We start from the raw sequence: 18,091 nt of genomic DNA, 5'->3' as shown, positions 1-18,091 counted from the left end.
ACCGGCCCTGTAGCCTGGAGAGCCGGGAATGCAAGAGAGCGGGCCCTCTTTTCGCTGGTCGAGACCCACGCCCCCAACGAAAAGGCCGGCCTCGACATTGTCGAAACCGGCCTTTTCGGATCCTTCGGGGAGCCGCCGATCAGATGCGGTGTTCGCCCTTGATCCAGCGGACGGTGCCCGAGCTTGCGCGCATGACGACGCTTTCCGTGGTCATGACGCCGCCCTTGCGGCGCTTCACGCCGTCCAGCAGCGAACCGCTCGTGACGCCGGTCGCCGCGAAGATGCAGTCGCCCTTGGCGAGATCTTCGAGCTTGTAGACCTTGTCGAGGTCGGTGATGCCCCACTTGTGCGCACGGGCGCGTTCGTCGTCGTTGCGGAAGAGCAGGCGGCCGTTGAACTGTCCACCCACGCAGCGCAGCGCAGCGGCGGCAAGCACGCCTTCGGGGGCGCCGCCCGATCCCATGTAGAGATCGATCGTCGTGTCCTCGTCCGTGACGGCGATGACACCCGCGACGTCGCCGTCACCGATCAGTACCACGCCGCAACCCAGCGAACGCAGTTCAGCGATGAGTGCCTCATGGCGCGGACGGTCCAGCACACAGACGTTGATGTCCGAGGGCTTCACGCCCTTGGCGGCCGCTACCGCCTCGACGTTCTGCGTAGGCGTCTTGTTGAGGTCGATGATGCCGTCCGGATAACCCGGGCCCACCGCGATCTTGTCCATGTAGACGTCGGGCGCATTCAGGAGCCCGCCTTCCTCGGCGGCGGCGAGCACCGCCAGCGAGTTGGGTCCGGCTTTCGCCGTGATCGTCGTGCCTTCCAGCGGATCGAGAGCGATGTCGATCTTCGGGCCCTTTCCAGGAGCACCGCCGACCTTCTCACCGATGAAGAGCATCGGCGCTTCGTCCCGCTCACCCTCGCCGATCACGACGGTGCCGTCGATGTAGAGGCCATCAAAGGCCTTGCGCATCGCTTCGACTGCGGCATGATCGGCTGCCTTCTCGTCGCCGCGGCCGATGAGATTGGACGCGGCGATGGCGGCGGCTTCGGTGACGCGCACCATCTCAAGAACCAGGACGCGATCGAGTACGTGACTTGCAGGGGTATTGTTTTCGGGCATGTTCACTCCGGATTAATCCAGGGAGGAAGGGTTTTAACCGCTTAGACAGAGGATTTTGAATTGTCGAGAAGCTGGATATACCTTTTCGCACTCGCAATAGCGGCCCCCGTCCCGGCGATTGCTCAACAAGCCCCGCCCGCTTCGGAAAGCGACCGGGCAATCGCTGAAAAGATGCTGGGGACCGGCGGACGAATTACGCGCGATACTTCGCGCAACGCCTGCCTGCGCACTGTCCGGCAGGGTGAGATCGTGGTCTGCGCGCCTGAAACGGACACGTACAGGGTCCCCTCCACAAGCGACGACGATCCCACCGGTGCCGGGGCCGACGACGGGCGCCTGCGCACACCGGACGTTTCCGGCAACGGCATCTTCAAGGGCAAGCCGACAATGGCCGGCCTTTGCGTGATCCCGCCATGTCCGCCAGAGCAGCCTTACATCATCGACCTGTCGACGATACCTGAGGCACCTGCCGGCTCCGACGCGGACCGGATCGCGAAAGGAGAGCTTCGCGCCCGCTGATCGTGCGGCGGGCCGCCGTCCGGAGGAGCCTGCCTCAGGCGCCGATTATTTGCATGACCAGCGGCTGCGCGGCCAGGCTTTCGGAGCCGTCGAGGATCCGCATGGCCTCAGTCACCGCGCTTTCCGGCCCGGGGTGCGTGACAACGGCAAGGATCACTTCGCCATCCTGGTCGGGATCGCCCTTCTGGATCAGGCTTTCGATCGATACGCCCGCATCGCGCATGGCAGCGGTGATATCGGCCAGCACGCCCGGGCGGTCAGGCACGGTGAAGCGGATGTACGAGCTGCCGACACGGTGGCCGGTCTCCGCCGGCTCCATGACTTCCAGTTCACGCGCCGGCATCGAGAACGCCGCGCTCTTTTCCCCGCGCGCGATGTCGATGATGTCCGCCACGACCGCGCTCGCGGTCGGCCCGTCGCCTGCGCCCGCACCCTGGAACAGCAGGCGTCCCATGAAGTTGCCCTCGGCCACGACGGCGTTGGTCGCGCCGTCGACATGGGCGAGCGGGTGGTCGAAGGGAACGAGGTGCGGGCGGACGCGCTGGAAAAGGCGCGGAGATCCGCAGGTCATGTCCACCCCGGCCATGCCGAGCAGACGGATGACGTAGCCGAGCGACCGTGCCTGTTCGATGTCGGCCGCCTTGACCCGGCTGATGCCCATCGTCTCGACCGCATCGAAGCGCAGCTCCGATCCGAACGCTATGGCCGCGAGGATGGACAGCTTGTGTGCCGCGTCGATGCCTTCGATATCGAAGGTGGGATCAGCTTCCGCATAGCCCAGGCGCTGCGCCTCGGCGAGAACGTCCGCGAAGTCAGCTCCTGTGTCCTCCATGGTGGAAAGGATGTAATTGCAGGTGCCGTTGAGGATGCCGTAGACCCGATCGATGGCATTGGCCGCCGCCCCTTCGCTCAGGCCCTTGATGACCGGGATACCGCCCGCCACCGCGGCTTCGAACTTCAAGGCCACACCCATCGCCTCGGCTGCGGAGGCAAGCTCCAGCCCGTGATGCGCGATCATCGCCTTGTTCGCGGTCACCAGGCTCTTGCCGCCGGCGATGGTGTTGCGCGCCAATGCCAGCGCCGGGCCATCGGAACCGCCCACCATCTCCACGACGACGTCCACATCCCCGCGAGAGGCCAGCGCCGCCGTATCATCGACCCAGTCGTAGGCGGAAAAGTCGACCCCGCGATCCTTCGAACGGTCCCGCGCGCTGACGGCAGCGATGCGGATCGGCCGGCGGGCGCGGCGGGCGATCAGCTCCGCATTGGTCTCGATGAGACGGACGACGCCAGTGCCGACTGTACCCAGTCCGGCAAGCGCAATATTCAGCGGTTCGGCCATGCTAGCTCCTTATTCGGAGCGGCCACTAAGGCAGGCGGATCGTAATTTCCAGCAAGAACCGGCCTGCCCAGGCTTCGATGCGTGGCTGTTTATTTCAAATTGCGCATGCAGGGCGCGAGCTGCGCCACGACCAGACGATAGTCGGAGAGCGCCTGCTGCCGTTCCGCGAAGGTGCCGGACTGAGTCACGTCAGCGGGAGGATTGCGAGGAAGGAAGCACGCGAGCCGGTACCATTCCAGCGTTTCGGGTGCGGGCGGCCGCCCCACCGCCGCAACCAGTTCGGAAAACGACGCGCCCCAGACGGGGGGCTGCCCCTGCTCATGGCTGACGGTGATGGATGCGGCGGAGTTGTCGTGCGTCTTCAGGAAGATCTGCGTCTCTCCCTGTCCCGCCAGCGTTCCCGGCACGAAGAGGAGTTCACGCACACCGGTGATCCTGGCGGGCGCGTCCGGCGCGACGAGCGCCTCAAGCACGGAGCGCAGCCGCGCCTCGCGCGCGGGCGTCCACAGGAGTTGCGCCCTGGGGCGGACAAGCTGCAGCTCTCCCGGCCTCCCCGGCACGGCACGCGCGAAAAGCAGCACATCCTCCTTCTTGAGCTTGGGCGCCTTCCCCTTGGCGTCCAGCGGAAGATCGACCAGGTAGCGGATGGACTCGCCAAGCGGGCTGCGGCCCATCAGGAGCGTCCGGGTCTGCGCCTCTACATAGAACCGGCCATGGCCCGGCGTAAGCCCGGGCGCCCGCTGGTCCTCGATGCGCGTCGTCGAAGCGACCTGCGCCCGCACGACCAGACCGGCCGATTCGGCCAGCCCCGCAATATCGGCATAAGCCAGTTCGTTCGTCGTCCCCGGGGTGGCCTGACCGCTCGCCGCAAGCGGCGCCAGCATCAGGCAGGCACCTGCGAAGGCTGCGGCAAGTGGGCGCAGTTTCAATGACATGACCGGTGATCTCCGTGGTAAAGGGCGCGGGTATAACCGCTTGGTGAAGCCATTTCAAAAAGGCACTGGATCAAATTCTCCCGAGGGGGCATGAATCGCGCGTTAACTCCGCGCAGGCTGATAAGGCGTTGCGCGGGGTCGGCTTCAGGGTTAAGACCCCGACAAATTTGGGGTGAAAATAACAAAAACCCCTCGGTTCGCCTCCCGTTTCTTGTTGTTCACGGACAGGTAGACTGTTAGCCGTCAGGGTGGGTAATTTGGAGTTTCGTCATGGGGTCCCCCTTCCGGGTGGGAAACCATGGGCGCCCTTGGGCATGTGTTTCAGGCACCTCTGTCCGGGGCTTGGTAATGGAGTGATGCGTCTGAATGGCTTACGCTGACCAGCAGATGAGCGGTAGCAAGGTTACCGCTCTTGTCATTGTCGCCTTGATCCATGTCTTCGTCGGCTATGCGCTCGTCACCGGCTTGGCCTATGAGGCGGCGAAGAAGGTCATCAACAAGGTGACCACCGTGGATATCAAGGAAGAGAAACCGAAGGAGGAAGAGCCACCGCCGCCTCCGCCGGAACAGCCCGATACGCCGCCGCCGCCCATCGTGGCGCCGCCGCCGCCGATCAATATCGCCCCGGCCCCGCCGCCGGTGCAAACCGTGATCACCCCGCCGCCGGCGCCGCCGGTGGTTATCCAGACCGCGGCTCCCCCGCCGCCGCCGCCGGCACCGCCGCCGGGACCGTCCAAGGCTCGTGGCGTCAAGCCGAAGGGCCAGGCGAGCTGGGCAGGTCGCATCCAGGCGAACTACCCGACCCGCGCCGCTCGCGAAGAACGTGAAGGCCGCGTCGGCGTTCGCGTCACCGTGGGTGCGGACGGAAGGGTCAGCGCGTGCTCGGTGTCAAGCTCGAGCGGCAGCCCCGATCTGGACGAGGCAGCGTGCGACGGTATGCAGCGCTATGCGCGCTTCGACCCCGCCCTGGACGACGGCGGGAACCCGGTTTCGTCCTCGTACTCGACCGCGATCGTCTACAAGCTCAACTAATCTCCAAGGGGTCGGCCCCGACAGCGGCTCCCGACCACAACCTGCATTCTTCTTGAGAGGTAACTCGCATGCTTATCGTTGACATCCTTGCCGCTGCCGGCGAAGCCGCGCCGCAGAACAAGTTCGGCTTCAAGGAAGCACTCGAACAGGGCGGTTTCATCGCTTACGCGACCGTCATCATCCTGGGCATCATGTCGTTCGGTTCGTTCTACATTCTGTTCACCAAGTGGTTCGAACAGTCGAAGATCCTGCGCCAGTTCAACGCCATCCGCACCAACTTCTGGCGCGCCCCTACCCTGCGCGAAGGCGCTGCCAAGCTCGAGAAGAACAGCGCATGGCGTCAGCTCGTCGAAGACGGCCTCGCCGCTGAAGACCAGCACGCCAAGATGACGGACTCGCTCGAGGCCCACGACTGGCTGCACGGGTCGCTCGCTCGCTCGGAGCAGACCATCAACGCACGCCTTGCTTCGGGCCTGCCGTTCCTCGCCACCGTCGGTGCGACCTCGCCGTTCATCGGTCTGTTCGGTACCGTCGTCGGCATCTACCGCGCTCTGATCGCCATCGGTCTCGCGGGTTCGGCTTCGATCGACAAGGTCGCCGGTCCGGTCGGTGAAGCTCTCATCATGACCGCGCTGGGTCTGCTCGTCGCCGTTCCGGCCGTGCTTGCCTACAACTACCTGCAGGCTCGCAACAAGCGTATCGCCGAACTGCTGACCGGCTTCTCGAACGACGTTCTCGCGAACATCAACTCGAAGGGTGCCGTGAAGCCCGCCCTCGCTTCGGCGAAGGCTGCTCCGGCTCCGGCCAAGCCGGCTGCCGCTCCGGCCAAGCCGTAAGAGCACGGGGACCAATGCGGATCGGTCACTGCTCTTTCAGCGGATCGGTCCGCCCCCGTCGGGGTCAGGTAAAGGCGACGGCAGGAAGCATGCGAATGGCCGTCGCCGGCCCCCAGGCAACGCAAGGATTAGGATAAGACTATGGCGATATCCACGGGCGGAGGCGGTGCAGAGACACCGATGTCCGACATCAACACGACGCCGCTCGTCGACGTCATGCTGGTGCTGCTCATCATCTTCCTGATCGCGGTTCCCGTCGCGATCCAGACGATCGAGAAGCTGCGCATCCCCGTCATCGAAGCCGTCGAATCGAAGGACAAGGTCGAAAACCTGCTCCTCACCGTTTCGACAACGGATGCCTCCGGCAAGAGCGCCGGCGAGCCGGGCTTCCAGGGTGCGAACCGCGGCGGTGAATGCCGCATCTACATCAACAATGTGACGCCGGTGACTTCCGAGGAACTGCGCGACCAGGCCTTCAAGCGTCTTGACGCGATCGTGAAGCGTGAAGGTGGTCCGCAGGCTCTGATGACGAACCCGGATCTCATCCCGCAGGTCCACATCCGCGGTGACGTCGAAGCGCCCTGGCGCTGCGTGGCCGGTGCGATCTACAACGTCCAGATTTCGGGCTACCCGACGGTTGGCTTCATCACCAACCCGATCGACCCGAACGGCTGACGCGCGGAACAGGAGTAACATCTCATGGCAATGTCAGGCGGCAAGGACGATGGTTCGCCGATGATGGAGATGAACACGACGCCGTTGATCGACGTCATGCTCTGCCTCCTCATCATGTTCATCATGTCCATTCCGGTTGCGACGCACTCGATCGATATCGATCTGCCCGTAGCCACCCCTCCGACGGACACGCCTCCGCCGATCGATCCGGTCAAGAACAAGATCGTGCTGACTCAGGACAGCAAGATCATGTGGAACGGCACTCAGATCGACCAGGCAAGGCTGATCCAGACCCTGCAGGCGACCACCCGCATGAACCCCGAGCCGGAACTGCAGTTCCAGCCTGAGCCCGAAGCCAGCTATGAGCTGTCGGCGCAGGTGCTCCAGGTCATCAAGGGCTCCGCCGTTACGAAGTTCGGCTTCGTGGGCAACGAACAGTTCGCGACCTTCGGCAAGTAAGCCGAAGTTGGCAGACTGGTCCGAGAGGACACCTGAAAGGGGCGGAACTTTCCGCCCCTTTTTCTTGCGTGCCTCAATCTTCCCCGCGTTCCCGATCTTCCGGCAGCGCATCCACGCGCATCGCGACCGAGGCCAGGCTCTCCGCCTCCAGCAGCAGGTCATCGTCGGCCGCGCCCGATGGCAGGCGCTCGCGGCCCACCATCGAAAGCGCGGGAACGGCTAGCGGGCTGATGCGGTCCAGCCAGACATGATCCACTTCCCGTGCCGCGCGATCGAGCACGTCCCCCACTCGCCCGATGTCGGTCATGCGGGCGCGGGCGTCGGCCCAGGCCGCCTGGATCAGAAGGTGATCCGGCTCGTATTTGCGCAGGACGTCGTAGATGAGGTCGGTCGAGAAGGTGACCTGCCGCCCGGACTTGCGCTTGCCCGGCTGCTGCCGCTCGACGAGGCCCGATATCACCGCCACCTCCCGGAAGGCGCGGCGCAGCAGGTACGACTGCTGGATCCAGTCGACGAATTCATGCGTGAGGATGTCCGGCGAGAGCAGCGACGCTGGATCCCCCACCGGTTTCAGGCCCCATACGATGAGAGTGTAGTCCGTGGCCACGAATCCGAGTGGCCCCAGCCCTCGATCTTCCATCCGGCGGGTGATCAGCATGCCCAGCGACTGATTCGCGTTCCACCCTTCGAAAGTGTAGTAGCTCGTGTAGCACAGGCCCTGGTGCGGAAAGCTTTCCACCAACAACCGTCCGGGCGCCGGCAGGTGTGAACGCCAGCCCTGAACCTCCAGCCACTCCCGCACGTCGTCGGGAAACCGCGCCCATCCCGCCTGATCGCAGAGCATGGCCCGCACGCGATCGGCAAGATGCGTTGAGATCGGCATGCGTTGCCCCATGTAGCTAGGTATCGTGGCCGAGCGTTTTGCGGCCCGCACGATGAGGTCGAGATCCTTGAGCGCCTCGACTTCAAGGTCCATGCCCGCAAAGCGAAACGTGTCGCCGGGGCCGAGGCTCGCGCCGAAACCCTCCTCCACCCGGCCAAGTGACCGCCCGTTGCGGAACCGCACGTCGAGCATCTCGGCATCGACGATGATGCCCGCGTTCAGGCGATGGCGGGCCGCATGTTCGGGATGCGCCAGCCGCCAAGTCCCATCCCGTTCACGCACGATGCGACGAAACCGGTCGTAGGAGCGTAGCGCATATCCGCCGGTCGCCACGAACTCGAGCACGCGCGCGAAGACCGCCTCGTCCACCCAGGCATAGGACAGCGAGGAGCGGACCTCGGCCAGCAAGGCCTCTTCCCGAAACGGCCCGGCGCAAGCGGCTCCCATGACATGCTGCGCCAGCACGTCCAGGCCCCCCGGCCTGAAGGGATCGCCGTCCCGCTGCCCCTCGCGGACGGCCTGCTGCGCGGCGAACGCCTCCAGGAATTCGAAGCGGTTGCCCGGCACCAGGATCGCTTTGCTCGGCTGGTCCAGCCGGTGGTTGGCGCGGCCGATCCTCTGCAGCAGGCGCGAAGAGCCCTTTGGAGCACCCATCTGCACCACAAGGTCGATATCGCCCCAGTCGATGCCGAGATCGAGGCTCGCCGTGCAGACGAGAGCCCGGAGTTTGCCGTCGGCCATGGCCGCTTCGACCTTCCGCCGCGCTTCCCGCGAAAGGGAACCATGATGGATCCCGATCGGAAGGTTTCCTTCGTTCGCGTCCCACAACTGCTGGAAAATGTACTCGGCGAGGAAGCGGGTGTTGGTGAAGACCAGCGTTGTGCGATGCGCCCGGATCTGCTCGATCAGCTGCGGGATTGCCCATGTCGCCGCGTGCCCGCTCCAAGGGATGCGTTCCTCGCGCGGGAGCAATATCTCCACCTGCGGGTCGGCGCCGGGCTCCCCCTCCACCAGTGCGACGCTGTCGATCTCCCCCCACGGAGCGAGCCATCCTCGGTACTCGTCCGGATCGGCAAGCGTAGCGGAGAGCGCCGCGCGCTGCAGGGTCGGGCTGATCGCCTGCAAGCGCGACAAGGACAGGGCGAGCAAATCTCCGCGCTTGCCCGTGGCGAAGGCGTGAACCTCGTCTATGACGACGTGTCTCAGCCCTCTGAAGAGCTCGGGCGCTTCAGGGTAGCTGAGGAGCAGCGACAGCGACTCGGGCGTGGTCAGAAGTACGTGAGGCGGCCGCGCCCGCTGCCTCGCCTTGCGGTCGGACGGCGTATCCCCACTGCGTGTCTCCACGCGAATCGGCAGCTTCATCTCCTCGATGGGTGCGAGCAGGTTGCGCTGCACGTCCGTCGCCAGAGCCTTTAGCGGCGAGACGTAAAGCGTGTGCAGACCCTCAGGCAACGCACCCCCCGCCAGTCTCGACGGGCAGAACGCGGCAAGCGTGGGCAGGAAGCCGGACAGCGTCTTGCCGGCGCCCGTGTCGGCGACCAGCAGGGCGTGTCCGCCTCGGTCGGCCGCTTCCAGCATCTCGCGCTGGTGGCGCCGTATCCGCCACCCCCTCCGGTCGAACCAGTCGGCTATTTCAGGCGGCACCAGGCCGGGCGCGGTGTTCAGCGGAGGCATCGGGATGAGCATATCGGAACGGATAAGGAAAAGCACCGAAAGCCTTACGGTTTCCGGCCTCACACGCATCGCGCCCGGCGGCTACGTTCTTGAAACTCCCGACATGCGCAACTGCTCGTCGATCGCCGCGACGAGGCGCCCTAGCCCCTCTTCGGTGGCGCTTTCCGCGCGCGCAGTCAAAGCTGCCTGAGTGTTGGAGGCTCGCAGCAACCACCAGCCGTCCGGAGTGTCGACCCGCACGCCGTCCATGGCGTTCACCTGCGCGTTCGAAGCCGCGAGCCGGGCCCGCACCTCTTCCACGACCGGGAATTTCCGCTCCTCCGCTACGGGGAAGCGGAGCTCGGGCGTGTTCACCACGGCCGGCGCGGCATCGTGAATTTCGCTCGCCCGGGCCCCATCGCGCACGAGACCGGCGATCAGCCGGATCGCTGCATAGATGCCGTCGTCGAACCCGAACCAGTCGTCGGCAAAGAAGAAGTGGCCGCTTGTCTCGCCGCCAAGGACAGCCCCCGTGGCTTTCATCCGCGCCTTGATGTGGGAATGGCCCGAGGGCGCCATCTCCGCCTTCCCGCCGAGCCGGTGGACCGTATCGAACACCGATGACGATGCCTTCACATCAGCGACGACGCGCCCGCCCGGCTTGCGGCTCAGAACATCACGAGCGAAGGCTATGAGCAGGCGGTCGGCGTTGAGGATACGGCCACTGGCGTCGATCACGCCCAGCCGGTCCGCGTCGCCGTCGAAGGCGACGCCGAGGTCAAGGCCCTTGCTCCTCACCCGCTGCCGCAGGTCCAGCAGGTTGGCTTCTATCGTCGGATCGGGGTGGTGGTTCGGAAACCGGCCATCCACCCGTGTATGGAGAAGATGATGCTTGCCAGGCAGCAGCGCCGCCAGACGCTCAATCACCGGTCCGGCTGCGCCGTTGCCCGTGTCCCAGGCCATGCGCAGAGACGACAGCCGCTCCGCGTCCACTCCTTCCAGTTCCTGCATCAGCCGCGAAACGTAGGCCGGCAGGATGTCGCGTTCTTCCACCTTCCCCGGCGCGGCCGGCATGTCCCAGTCCCCAGCAGCCGCCATGATGCCGAGGCGGGCGATGTCTCGGCCAAAGAAAGGAGCGCCGCCCACGACGAGCTTGAAGCCGTTGTGATCGCGGGGGTTGTGGCTACCGGTGACTTGGATGCCGGCCTGCACCGTGCCGATCGTCGCCTCCGCGAAATAGAGCATGGGAGTGGCGGCGAGCCCGATGCGCACCACCTCGATGCCGGTACGCACGAGACCGTCGACCAGGGCGGCTTCCAGGGCGGGGGAACTCAGCCGACCGTCGCGCCCGACGACGACGCTGCATCCACCGCTGCGCCGCAGATGCGTGCCGAAGGTACGCCCCAGAGCAAAGGCATCCGCCTCGACCAGCGTTTCGCCGAACACACCACGGATGTCGTAAGCGCGCAGCACTTCGGCGCTGAACTCATGCATCGCGCGCTCCCGCGCGTTTGCCAGGCTCCATTTTGTGCCTGCCGCCGATCACCCTCCCCTGCAGCCCCGGCGCAGGCAGCGGCTCAGCCATCCGATGGCAGCTGGGAGAGCAGCAGGTCCCGCGCCGCGTTGGCTTCATGAACCTGCTCGGACGAACCGCCCCTGTCGGGATGGACCTGCGCTACCCGGCGGCGGTGCGCTTCCAGAATGCGGCGCCTGTCCACATCGCCGTCGATGCCGAGAAGGGCGCGCGCGCGGGCCGCTTCGAACGAGGGCGGCGCAGCCTTGCGCATCTGCCAGGGCCAGCGTCCCGCGACCATGCGCCAGACCACGCAACCCAGCGCCAGAAGCCACAGCAGCTTGATCATCGCCGCGCGTCAGCCTGCATCCGCCAGCGCCGGCTCAGACCCGGGCCGGCTGGGCATCGGCAGGTTCAGGCCGGCCACCAGCCCGCGCAGTTCCTGCCGCGCAACCAGGTGGCTCGTACCCAGATCCCCCAGGTGTCCCTTGTCGAGGAGGGTGAGGCCGGAGGGAAACAGCTCACGGAAAATGACGCGTTCGGAAAGGCCCGCCGCCACCCGGAAGCCGGCCCGCTTCGACAACTCCTTCAGCGCTCCGTCGATACGCCGCATGTTGCGTGCTTCAACGTGCTGGACGCGGTTGCGCACCACCACCCAATCCAGTTCCCGCCGTCCTTCGTTGATGGTCTTGAGGCCCCGCTTCTTGCGCGCCTCCCACATGACCTCCGCATAGAAGGACAGGCGCTTCACCTTGAAGGTTTCGCTTTCCACCTGGCCGAGAAGATCGAAATCAACGAAGCTGTCGTTCAGCGGAGTCACGAGCGTATCAGCCGTGGTCGCAACATGGCGGGCGAACGGATCGTCGCGGCCCGGCGTGTCGAATACAAGAAAATCGTACCCTTCCGCGATCTGCTCGGCCAGTTCGTCCAGTTCATTCACGTCATCGCCGTCGTATACGGCGAAGCGCGCACCCGGCAGCGCGATGTCGCGGCTGCGTTCCGTCTCGATGCGGTTTTCGAGATAGCGGAACAAGGTCCGCTGGCGGTGGTCAAGGTCGATGCACGCCACATTGGCGCCCTGGTACGCCAGCGCGATGGCGACGTGGACGGCCGTGGTGGACTTGCCGGTGCCACCCTTTTCGTTGGCGAAGACGATGCGATGCGCTGTCACGTGACCGTATTCCTGCTCGCGGACCGGTAACCCGGCCGACTGTTCCCTGTCCACCGGACAGCCGAGCCGCACCGGTAGGTTCAAATCCATTGCCCCCGTAGGCGCGCCGGGGCTATGGGCCCGTGCGACTGTCGGTCGCGCGCATCATACCGGAGCAGCGAAGCCCAATGCAAATCCTCCATGCCCTTGATCCACTGCGCAATGCTGTCAACGCTCTTCGCGGCAGGGGGACGGTCGCTCTCGTCCCGACCATGGGCGCTTTGCATGAAGGGCACCTGACTCTCGTTCGACAAGCGCGTCAGCAGGCCGAAAGCGTGGTGGTATCGATCTTCGTGAACCCGCTGCAGTTCGGCGCGAACGAGGATCTCGACGCCTACCCCCGGCAGTTGGCGCGCGATTCAGCCCTGCTTGAAGCCGAAGGCGTCGACATCCTCTGGGCCCCCACGGTCGACGCCATGTACCCGGCGGGCTTCGCCACCAGCGTTTCGGTGGCGGGTGTCAGCGAAGGCCTCTGCGGCGCGGCCCGGCCCGGTCACTTCGACGGCGTGGCGACCGTGGTATGCAAGCTGTTCAACCAGGTCCTGCCGGACGTTGCCCTCTTCGGTGAGAAGGACTGGCAGCAGCTTGCCGTCATCCGACGCATGGCGCGCGACCTCGATCTCAGCCGCCCTTGCGCGAGCGCCATCCTCGGCGTGCCCACGGTGCGCGAAAGTGACGGGCTGGCGATGTCGTCACGAAACGCGTACCTTTCAGCCGAGGACCGCGCGCGCGCCGTAGCCTTGCCGCGCGCCATGAAGACGGCCGTCGCGGCGATCGAACAGGGTGCCGTCGTGGCCGAAGTGCTGGCGCAACTGAGGGAGGACATCGTGGCGGGCGGGTTCCTGTCCATCGACTATGCGGAACTGCGCGATGCCGATGATCTGACCGCGCTTTCCGCTCCTGGCGGTAATCCGATGCGCCTGATCGTGGCTGCGCGGATCGGCTCCACGCGACTGATCGACAACATGCCGGTTTCACCGCCGGCGCACTGACGAAGCTCCATCAAAAGGGCTCCTCCGCGCGGGTGAAACCGCGGGGTCTCCTATCCGGAATAGATCGGCCTGTGTCTTGAAGGGCGATTGGCGGGTGCCCAGCATCCTGCCAGATTGCGGGAATGATAGAGCAAGAACAACCTCTTAGTGCCGTCTTGGCGACCGCCTGCCTCCATAGCTGGCTCTAGACGCGATGCACGGCTCCCTGTCCCTCGCAATCCACAATTCCATCCTTAGGGAGGGTCTTCGGCGAATCTTCATCGACGCGGGTTTCGAAGTGCTTCACTCCACCGCCCGGATGGACGATCTGGAGCCTCGGCACCTGGGACAAGGCAGACAGCACACCCTGGTCATCGAACGCGACCTCCTGCCCGAAGAAGCCCGCGCCGCTGTCACCCGGCTTCAGCGCGCACACCCTTCCCTGCGCATTGTCGTCCTGACGCAGGCGTTCGACTTCGACGAGATGATCACGCTCTACTCGGCCGGCGCCTACGCCTACTTCCCGCAGGATGTGCCTTACCTCTCCCTTGTCGCGGTGCTGCAGATGGTCGCCAACGGCCAGAAGGTCGCCCCGCCGCAGGTGATCGACTTCCTGGTCAGCATGCCCGCTGCCGCGCGCCCCGAGAAGGCCGCATCGCAATTGGCCCGGCTGAACCTCAGGGATCGCGAACGGCTCGTCCTCCTTCACCTTGCCAACGGATTGTCGAACAAGGCGATTTCACGGGAGATCAGAATCAGCGAGGCTGCGGTAAAGGCGGGGGTGAAAGCCATACTGCGCAAGCTCGGCGTTTCGAATCGAACGCAGGCTGCTGTCATCGCACGGGAGCTCGCCGCCGCCTCCGGGCTGGGCTCTTCTGAAGAAAGCGAATCACCCAGGGCCGATTCGCAGCCCCCCCACACCCGAAACGCCAATGGCCTTGATGGAGAGGCGTCGCACCATGCTGGACCTCGGTCGGCTTTGATGTGAGGGGCGCGACGGGTCCCTCTGCTCGTTTTTGCCGCTGTTTCATCCAATTGGATGCTTCTGCCTAATTTTTGCAACCCCATTTTAGCACTATGGCAATGGCCTTCGGGCTGAAGAGCTAAGTATAACTCCGAAATATTGCGTGACTCTCCTGAGAGTCGATGCGACACACGGTTTATGGGGTTAACTTACTTCATTTGTGTCTAGGGGGTTTCTATGGAACGAATGTCTGGAAGTGAAAACGTCCAACTTACTTCGCGTGAATTGGACGTTTTGCAGTACGTAGCGATGGGCAGATCGGCTAAGGAAACTGCAATTGAACTCAACATCGCGCCCTGTACAGTAGAACGGCACGTGGAGAACGTGCGGCTGAAGACCCGGACACGCAATCGCGCACACATGATCGCCTACGTCATTCGCGAAGGCCTTCTGACGGAAAGAAGCAACTGATCCTTCGCCAGCGCTGACGAAGGACATACGTCGTCCCGCACGACGCACCAAAGGGACAGAGCAAAGCCCATTCCCCTTCGGGTCGATTACCTACCCTGCAGCTGAACGAAGACGCCGTTGGCGGCGCTGCATCTGCCAGCGAGCAGAACCTCCGGCCATAGTGGCAGATATGGCTGCCACTCTCACCCGGAGTCTGGTCGCCCCCAACCGGGGACCGCGAAGCGACTCTGTCGAAAGCCGTAATCCGTGCGGAGATCTGTGCAAGGGCTGGAGCGGGTAGCGGGAATCGAACCCGCATAACTAGCTTGGAAGGCTAGGGCTTTACCACTAAGCTATACCCGCTCATTGAGCCTGGAGACGCAGCGGGTGGCAACCGTCATGCCGCGTCGTGACGTGCGCTTGCCACGGTCTGGGCGGTTTCGTCAACGCCTCTCTTGCACGAGCCGTGGGAAATATGCCGTGACAGGGATCGCTGCGGCGAATACTCCTGAGCAACTGATTGATTCATCGGATTTATCCTAAAGTCATGACCACCTTGCCGCAACTCTCCACTGACCTTGGTTATTCTCCGGATGCCGGAGCGATGATAGCCTCGGGCTCCCAAGGCAGCGCACGAAGCGAGGTGACGATGAACACGGCACGGCAACAGGCTCCTGGCGAAGCAACCGCAGCACGGCGGCGCAACCCCCTGGATATCCTGATGAACTCCGGCCTCGGCAAGCTGCTGCGGGGCATCGGCATAGCTCCGCGCCAGGACAGCGGCGAAAGCCTGCTCGACCTCGCCGACGCCCTGCTCTCCTTGCGAGGTCGCGCCTCGGGGCCGGCGCTGGCTTCGGCCTTCTTCGACCTGTACGAAGCCAGCGATGTGGCCGCGCGGCAGGAGTTCCTCGCCAAGATCCATGATCGTCATCCGGCCGACGGCAAGGCGATCGACAAGGCCATAGCCAAGTGGCAGGAAAAGCGGGACGACGCATCCGCGCTTGCTCTCAATCAGGCAAGTGAGTCTGTCAGCCGCAGGCTCATCAACCAACTCAACCTGGCGCCCCAAGGCACGCGCCGCCTGATCGACATGCGGGAGGACCTGCTGGCCGTTCCCAAAGGCGCTGCGACGGAAGGTCTCGCCGCCCTGGACCGAGAGTTGGAATGTGCCTTCATTGCCTGGTTCAACGCCGGGTTTCTCGAACTGCGGCGCATCGGCTGGGACAGTTCCGCTGAACTGCTGGAACGGATCATCCAGTACGAGGCCGTTCACCAGATCCAGGGTTGGGAGGACCTGCGGCGCCGCGTGGAGCCGGCGGATCGGCGCTGCTACGGGTTCTTCCATCCGCAGATGCCCGAGGACCCGCTCATCTTCGTCGAAGTTGCGTTGACGGCAGAAGTGCCCGGTTCGATCCACGCCATCATCTCCGAGGAACGCGAAGGCATCCGTCCGAGCGAGGCGAACTGCGCCATCTTCTACTCGATCAGCAACTGTCAGGTCGGCCTCAAGGGTATTCCCTTCGGCAACCACCTCATCAAGCGGGTCGTAGGACTCCTCAAGAAGGAATTGCCTCACCTCAGGACCTTCGCCACGCTCTCACCCGTCCCCGGGTTCGCGAAGTGGCTGGCCAAGGAGCAAGGGAAGGATGCCGATGGCAGCGCCACGATGCCGGGTGCGTCAGACCTTCGCCGGCTGGCGGCGCGTTACCTGTGCGAGGCGAAGGGCAAGGGTAACCAGCCTCTCGACCCGGTGGCGCGTTTTCACCTCGGGAACGGGGCGCGGCTGGAAGCCATTCACGCCAACGCTGACCTGTCCGCAAACGGCCAGAAGCAGTCCCATGGCGTCATGGTGAACTATCTCTACGAACTGTCTGACATCGAGGCCAACTTCTTCGCCCTGACGGAACTGGGTACCGTCGCCGCCTCCAAGGGCGTCCAGAGCCTGCTGGACGAGCCGGAGGGAGGAAACCGCAAGGCGAATGGAAAGAAGGCGAAGAGCAAGAACAAGGACGCTCTGGCTGCATGAGCCTCGCTTCAGCGGGCATCAGTCCTCAAAATTCAGCAATGCGGCCGCAGGAACACCGATTTGCCGCAGTCGGTCTGCACCGCCGAGCGCCGGAAGATCGATGGCGAACAGCGACAGCACCACGTTGCCGCCGGCACGACGCAGCAGTTCCACGGCCGCGAGGGCGGTGCCGCCGGTCGCTATGAGATCGTCAACCAGCACGAGCCTGCTGCCGTCCTCAACGGCGCCGGGGTCGACCTCAAGCGTGTCGGTGCCATATTCCAGTGCGTAGTCGATCGCGAGCACCGGCACGGGCAGCTTCCCGGGCTTACGAACGGGGATGAAAGGCAGCTCCAGCCGGGCGGCGAGTGCCGCACCGAAGATGAACCCCCGCGCTTCGATGCCGGCAATCGCCTGCCCGCCGGCCTCCTTGGTAAAGGCCGCCAGGTGATCGATCGCAGCTGAAAAGCCGGCGCCATGGCCAATCAGCGTCGTGATATCCCGGAACAGGATCCCCGGCTTCGGAAAATCGGGAATGGAGCGTACCAGTTGGCGCAGTTCATCCAGCGTCACGTGCTTTTCTCCGATAAGAAAACGCAAGGTGCCCCGCCATCGCAGGATGGCGGGGCACCAAAGATATCACAGGGCTGACTGAATGCGCTCAGTGCTTCTTGCTGGCCCAGACATTGCGGTAGGACATATAACCCAGCACCGTCGCGAAGAGCAGGAAAAGCACGACGACGAGGCCGGTCTGGTTGCGCTTCTCGAGCTTTGGTTCGGCCGTCCAGACGAGGAAGGCGGCTACGTCCTTGGCCATCTGGTCGACCGTTGGCTTGGGGTTGCCGGGACCGTACTCGACCTGCCCGTCTCCCGTCAGCGGCGGGGCCATCGCCAGATTGAGGTTGGCGAAGTACGGGTTGTAATGAAGGCCGTTCGGGGTCTTGGAATCCGGGAATCTCTTCAGGAGCTCCGCCGGCTGCGCCTGATATCCCGTCAGCAGCGAGTAGACGTAGGCGCTGCCATCGTGGCGGGCCTTGGTCATGAGCGAGAGATCCGGCGGGATCGCGTTGTTGTTCGCCGCCCGTGCGGCAATATCGTTCGCGAAGGGCTTGGGGAAGTAGTCCGTCGGCATGCCGGGGCGGGTGTTTGCCTCACCCGTGTTCGGGTCCGTGCCCGGAACCTGGAAGCCGGCCGCGATGGCCTTCACCTGACCTTCGGAGTAACCGAGCTGGCCGAGATCGCGGAACGCGACGTGGCTCAGCGAGTGGCAGGCCGAACAGACTTCCTTGTAGATCTGGAAGCCCCGCTGGAGCTGCTGCTTGTCGAACTTGCCGAAGGGCCCGTCGCTGGCAAGGTGCAGCGCCTTGGGGTGCTCGTGGAACTCGTGCTCGGCCGTCGGGACCGCGGGCTCGGTGATCGCCGTGTAGGCGCCCTTTCCGAAGGACCACGCGAGGGCGACCGTGAAGAACAGCCCGACGAGGATCGAGAGAATGCGTGCCATGTCTTTCGTCTTTCGCTCTAGCT

The 18,091-nt window shown here is 64.5% G+C and carries 18 protein-coding genes and 1 tRNA gene; 9 read left to right on the top strand and 10 right to left on the bottom strand.

Annotation, left to right across the window (positions count from 1 at the left end):
* Nucleotides 1-139 precede the first annotated feature (139 nt).
* Nucleotides 140-1,120, bottom strand: coding sequence for a class II fructose-bisphosphatase (gene glpX / locus C2R25_RS04040; protein WP_103727960.1), 981 nt, complete (start codon nucleotides 1,118-1,120; stop codon nucleotides 140-142).
* Nucleotides 1,121-1,291: 171 nt separating this feature from the next.
* Here glpX and C2R25_RS04035 point away from each other — a divergent pair, with 171 nt between their 5' ends.
* Nucleotides 1,292-1,639 (top strand): hypothetical protein, encoded by a 348-nt coding sequence (locus tag C2R25_RS04035; protein ID WP_103727959.1) that lies wholly within the window; start codon nucleotides 1,292-1,294, stop codon nucleotides 1,637-1,639.
* A gap of 34 nt (nucleotides 1,640-1,673) precedes the next feature.
* Here the strand turns inward: C2R25_RS04035 and C2R25_RS04030 are convergent, their stop codons facing one another.
* Complete coding sequence (locus C2R25_RS04030) at nucleotides 1,674-2,981, bottom strand: homoserine dehydrogenase (RefSeq protein WP_103727958.1); 1,308 nt, start codon at nucleotides 2,979-2,981, stop codon at nucleotides 1,674-1,676.
* Nucleotides 2,982-3,070: 89 nt separating this feature from the next.
* Nucleotides 3,071-3,916 (bottom strand): hypothetical protein, encoded by an 846-nt coding sequence (locus C2R25_RS04025; protein WP_103727957.1) that lies wholly within the window; start codon nucleotides 3,914-3,916, stop codon nucleotides 3,071-3,073.
* 366 nt (nucleotides 3,917-4,282) lie between these two features.
* Between C2R25_RS04025 and C2R25_RS04020 the strand changes: the two genes are divergently transcribed.
* The 4 genes from C2R25_RS04020 to C2R25_RS04005 all read left to right on the top strand — a co-directional run bounded on the left by C2R25_RS04020 (nucleotide 4,283) and on the right by C2R25_RS04005 (nucleotide 6,918).
* Nucleotides 4,283-4,948 carry an energy transducer TonB gene (locus C2R25_RS04020; RefSeq protein WP_103727956.1) on the top strand — a complete coding sequence of 222 codons (666 nt, stop codon included), beginning with the start codon at nucleotides 4,283-4,285 and terminating at the stop codon, nucleotides 4,946-4,948.
* A gap of 68 nt (nucleotides 4,949-5,016) precedes the next feature.
* Nucleotides 5,017-5,784 carry a MotA/TolQ/ExbB proton channel family protein gene (locus C2R25_RS04015; RefSeq protein ID WP_103727955.1) on the top strand — a complete coding sequence of 256 codons (768 nt, stop codon included), beginning with the start codon at nucleotides 5,017-5,019 and terminating at the stop codon, nucleotides 5,782-5,784.
* A gap of 141 nt (nucleotides 5,785-5,925) precedes the next feature.
* On the top strand, nucleotides 5,926-6,459 hold the full coding sequence (locus C2R25_RS04010) for a biopolymer transporter ExbD (RefSeq protein ID WP_199183758.1): 534 nt from the start codon (nucleotides 5,926-5,928) through the stop codon (nucleotides 6,457-6,459).
* 24 nt (nucleotides 6,460-6,483) lie between these two features.
* The gene (locus C2R25_RS04005; protein ID WP_103727953.1) at nucleotides 6,484-6,918 is read left to right on the top strand and encodes a biopolymer transporter ExbD; all 435 of its coding nucleotides are present in this window, start codon (nucleotides 6,484-6,486) and stop codon (nucleotides 6,916-6,918) included.
* 73 nt (nucleotides 6,919-6,991) lie between these two features.
* Here C2R25_RS04005 and C2R25_RS04000 read toward each other — a convergent pair whose 3' ends face one another.
* From C2R25_RS04000 to C2R25_RS03985, 4 genes are all read right to left on the bottom strand, one after another.
* Nucleotides 6,992-9,475 (bottom strand): ligase-associated DNA damage response DEXH box helicase, encoded by a 2,484-nt coding sequence (locus tag C2R25_RS04000; protein ID WP_103728562.1) that lies wholly within the window; start codon nucleotides 9,473-9,475, stop codon nucleotides 6,992-6,994.
* Nucleotides 9,476-9,556: 81 nt separating this feature from the next.
* On the bottom strand, nucleotides 9,557-10,948 hold the full coding sequence (pgmG, locus tag C2R25_RS03995) for a phosphoglucomutase/phosphomannomutase PgmG (RefSeq protein WP_103727952.1): 1,392 nt from the start codon (nucleotides 10,946-10,948) through the stop codon (nucleotides 9,557-9,559).
* A gap of 83 nt (nucleotides 10,949-11,031) precedes the next feature.
* Nucleotides 11,032-11,316, bottom strand: a complete 285-nt coding sequence (locus C2R25_RS03990; RefSeq protein WP_103727951.1) for a J domain-containing protein — start codon at nucleotides 11,314-11,316, stop codon at nucleotides 11,032-11,034.
* A gap of 9 nt (nucleotides 11,317-11,325) precedes the next feature.
* Entirely contained in the window at nucleotides 11,326-12,138 is an 813-nt protein-coding gene (locus tag C2R25_RS03985; protein ID WP_103728561.1) for a division plane positioning ATPase MipZ, read from the bottom strand.
* A gap of 167 nt (nucleotides 12,139-12,305) precedes the next feature.
* On the opposite strand from C2R25_RS03985, the gene panC reads away from it, so the two are divergent.
* From panC to C2R25_RS03970, 3 genes are all read left to right on the top strand, one after another.
* Nucleotides 12,306-13,169, top strand: a complete 864-nt coding sequence (gene panC / locus C2R25_RS03980) for a pantoate--beta-alanine ligase (RefSeq protein ID WP_103727950.1) — start codon at nucleotides 12,306-12,308, stop codon at nucleotides 13,167-13,169.
* Between the two features lie 193 nt (nucleotides 13,170-13,362).
* Nucleotides 13,363-14,136, top strand: a complete 774-nt coding sequence (locus tag C2R25_RS03975; RefSeq protein ID WP_103727949.1) for a response regulator transcription factor — start codon at nucleotides 13,363-13,365, stop codon at nucleotides 14,134-14,136.
* A 213-nt stretch (nucleotides 14,137-14,349) separates the two neighbouring features.
* The gene (locus C2R25_RS03970; protein WP_103727948.1) at nucleotides 14,350-14,583 is read left to right on the top strand and encodes a response regulator transcription factor; all 234 of its coding nucleotides are present in this window, start codon (nucleotides 14,350-14,352) and stop codon (nucleotides 14,581-14,583) included.
* A 268-nt stretch (nucleotides 14,584-14,851) separates the two neighbouring features.
* On the opposite strand, the gene C2R25_RS03965 is transcribed toward C2R25_RS03970, so the two are convergent.
* Nucleotides 14,852-14,925 (bottom strand) — tRNA-Gly (locus C2R25_RS03965).
* Nucleotides 14,926-15,109: 184 nt separating this feature from the next.
* Here C2R25_RS03965 and C2R25_RS03960 point away from each other — a divergent pair.
* A complete protein-coding gene (locus C2R25_RS03960; RefSeq protein WP_233203753.1) occupies nucleotides 15,110-16,588 on the top strand; it encodes a malonyl-CoA decarboxylase in 1,479 nt (492 codons plus the stop codon).
* A gap of 18 nt (nucleotides 16,589-16,606) precedes the next feature.
* Here the strand turns inward: C2R25_RS03960 and C2R25_RS03955 are convergent, their stop codons facing one another.
* Both C2R25_RS03955 and C2R25_RS03950 read right to left on the bottom strand, forming a co-directional pair.
* Entirely contained in the window at nucleotides 16,607-17,140 is a 534-nt protein-coding gene (locus C2R25_RS03955) for an adenine phosphoribosyltransferase (RefSeq protein WP_103727947.1), read from the bottom strand.
* Between the two features lie 88 nt (nucleotides 17,141-17,228).
* Complete coding sequence (locus C2R25_RS03950) at nucleotides 17,229-18,068, bottom strand: cytochrome c1 (protein WP_103727946.1); 840 nt, start codon at nucleotides 18,066-18,068, stop codon at nucleotides 17,229-17,231.
* Nucleotides 18,069-18,091 lie beyond the last annotated feature (23 nt).

It is taken from the genome of Novosphingobium sp. HII-3, assembly GCF_002916655.1.
GTDB lineage: Bacteria > Pseudomonadota > Alphaproteobacteria > Sphingomonadales > Sphingomonadaceae > Novosphingobium > Novosphingobium panipatense.
The sequence above is the reverse complement of the archived record's forward strand: the minus strand, read 5'-3'. Positions and strand labels throughout refer to the sequence as shown.

Coding starts and splice junctions, on each gene's coding strand:
- pgmG (WP_103727952.1), bottom strand. CDS start 10,948: ATGCATGAGTTCAGCGCCGAAGTGCTGCGCGCTTACGACATCCGTGGT.
- C2R25_RS04005 (WP_103727953.1), top strand. CDS start 6,484: ATGGCAATGTCAGGCGGCAAGGACGATGGTTCGCCGATGATGGAGATG.
- C2R25_RS03970 (WP_103727948.1), top strand. CDS start 14,350: ATGGAACGAATGTCTGGAAGTGAAAACGTCCAACTTACTTCGCGTGAA.
- C2R25_RS04000 (WP_103728562.1), bottom strand. CDS start 9,475: ATGCCTCCGCTGAACACCGCGCCCGGCCTGGTGCCGCCTGAAATAGCC.
- C2R25_RS03950 (WP_103727946.1), bottom strand. CDS start 18,068: ATGGCACGCATTCTCTCGATCCTCGTCGGGCTGTTCTTCACGGTCGCC.
- C2R25_RS04015 (WP_103727955.1), top strand. CDS start 5,017: ATGCTTATCGTTGACATCCTTGCCGCTGCCGGCGAAGCCGCGCCGCAG.
- C2R25_RS04025 (WP_103727957.1), bottom strand. CDS start 3,916: ATGTCATTGAAACTGCGCCCACTTGCCGCAGCCTTCGCAGGTGCCTGC.
- C2R25_RS04035 (WP_103727959.1), top strand. CDS start 1,292: ATGCTGGGGACCGGCGGACGAATTACGCGCGATACTTCGCGCAACGCC.
- C2R25_RS03960 (WP_233203753.1), top strand. CDS start 15,110: ATGACCACCTTGCCGCAACTCTCCACTGACCTTGGTTATTCTCCGGAT.
- panC (WP_103727950.1), top strand. CDS start 12,306: ATGCAAATCCTCCATGCCCTTGATCCACTGCGCAATGCTGTCAACGCT.
- C2R25_RS04020 (WP_103727956.1), top strand. CDS start 4,283: ATGGCTTACGCTGACCAGCAGATGAGCGGTAGCAAGGTTACCGCTCTT.
- C2R25_RS04010 (WP_199183758.1), top strand. CDS start 5,926: ATGGCGATATCCACGGGCGGAGGCGGTGCAGAGACACCGATGTCCGAC.
- glpX (WP_103727960.1), bottom strand. CDS start 1,120: ATGCCCGAAAACAATACCCCTGCAAGTCACGTACTCGATCGCGTCCTG.
- C2R25_RS04030 (WP_103727958.1), bottom strand. CDS start 2,981: ATGGCCGAACCGCTGAATATTGCGCTTGCCGGACTGGGTACAGTCGGC.
- C2R25_RS03990 (WP_103727951.1), bottom strand. CDS start 11,316: ATGATCAAGCTGCTGTGGCTTCTGGCGCTGGGTTGCGTGGTCTGGCGC.
- C2R25_RS03975 (WP_103727949.1), top strand. CDS start 13,363: ATGCACGGCTCCCTGTCCCTCGCAATCCACAATTCCATCCTTAGGGAG.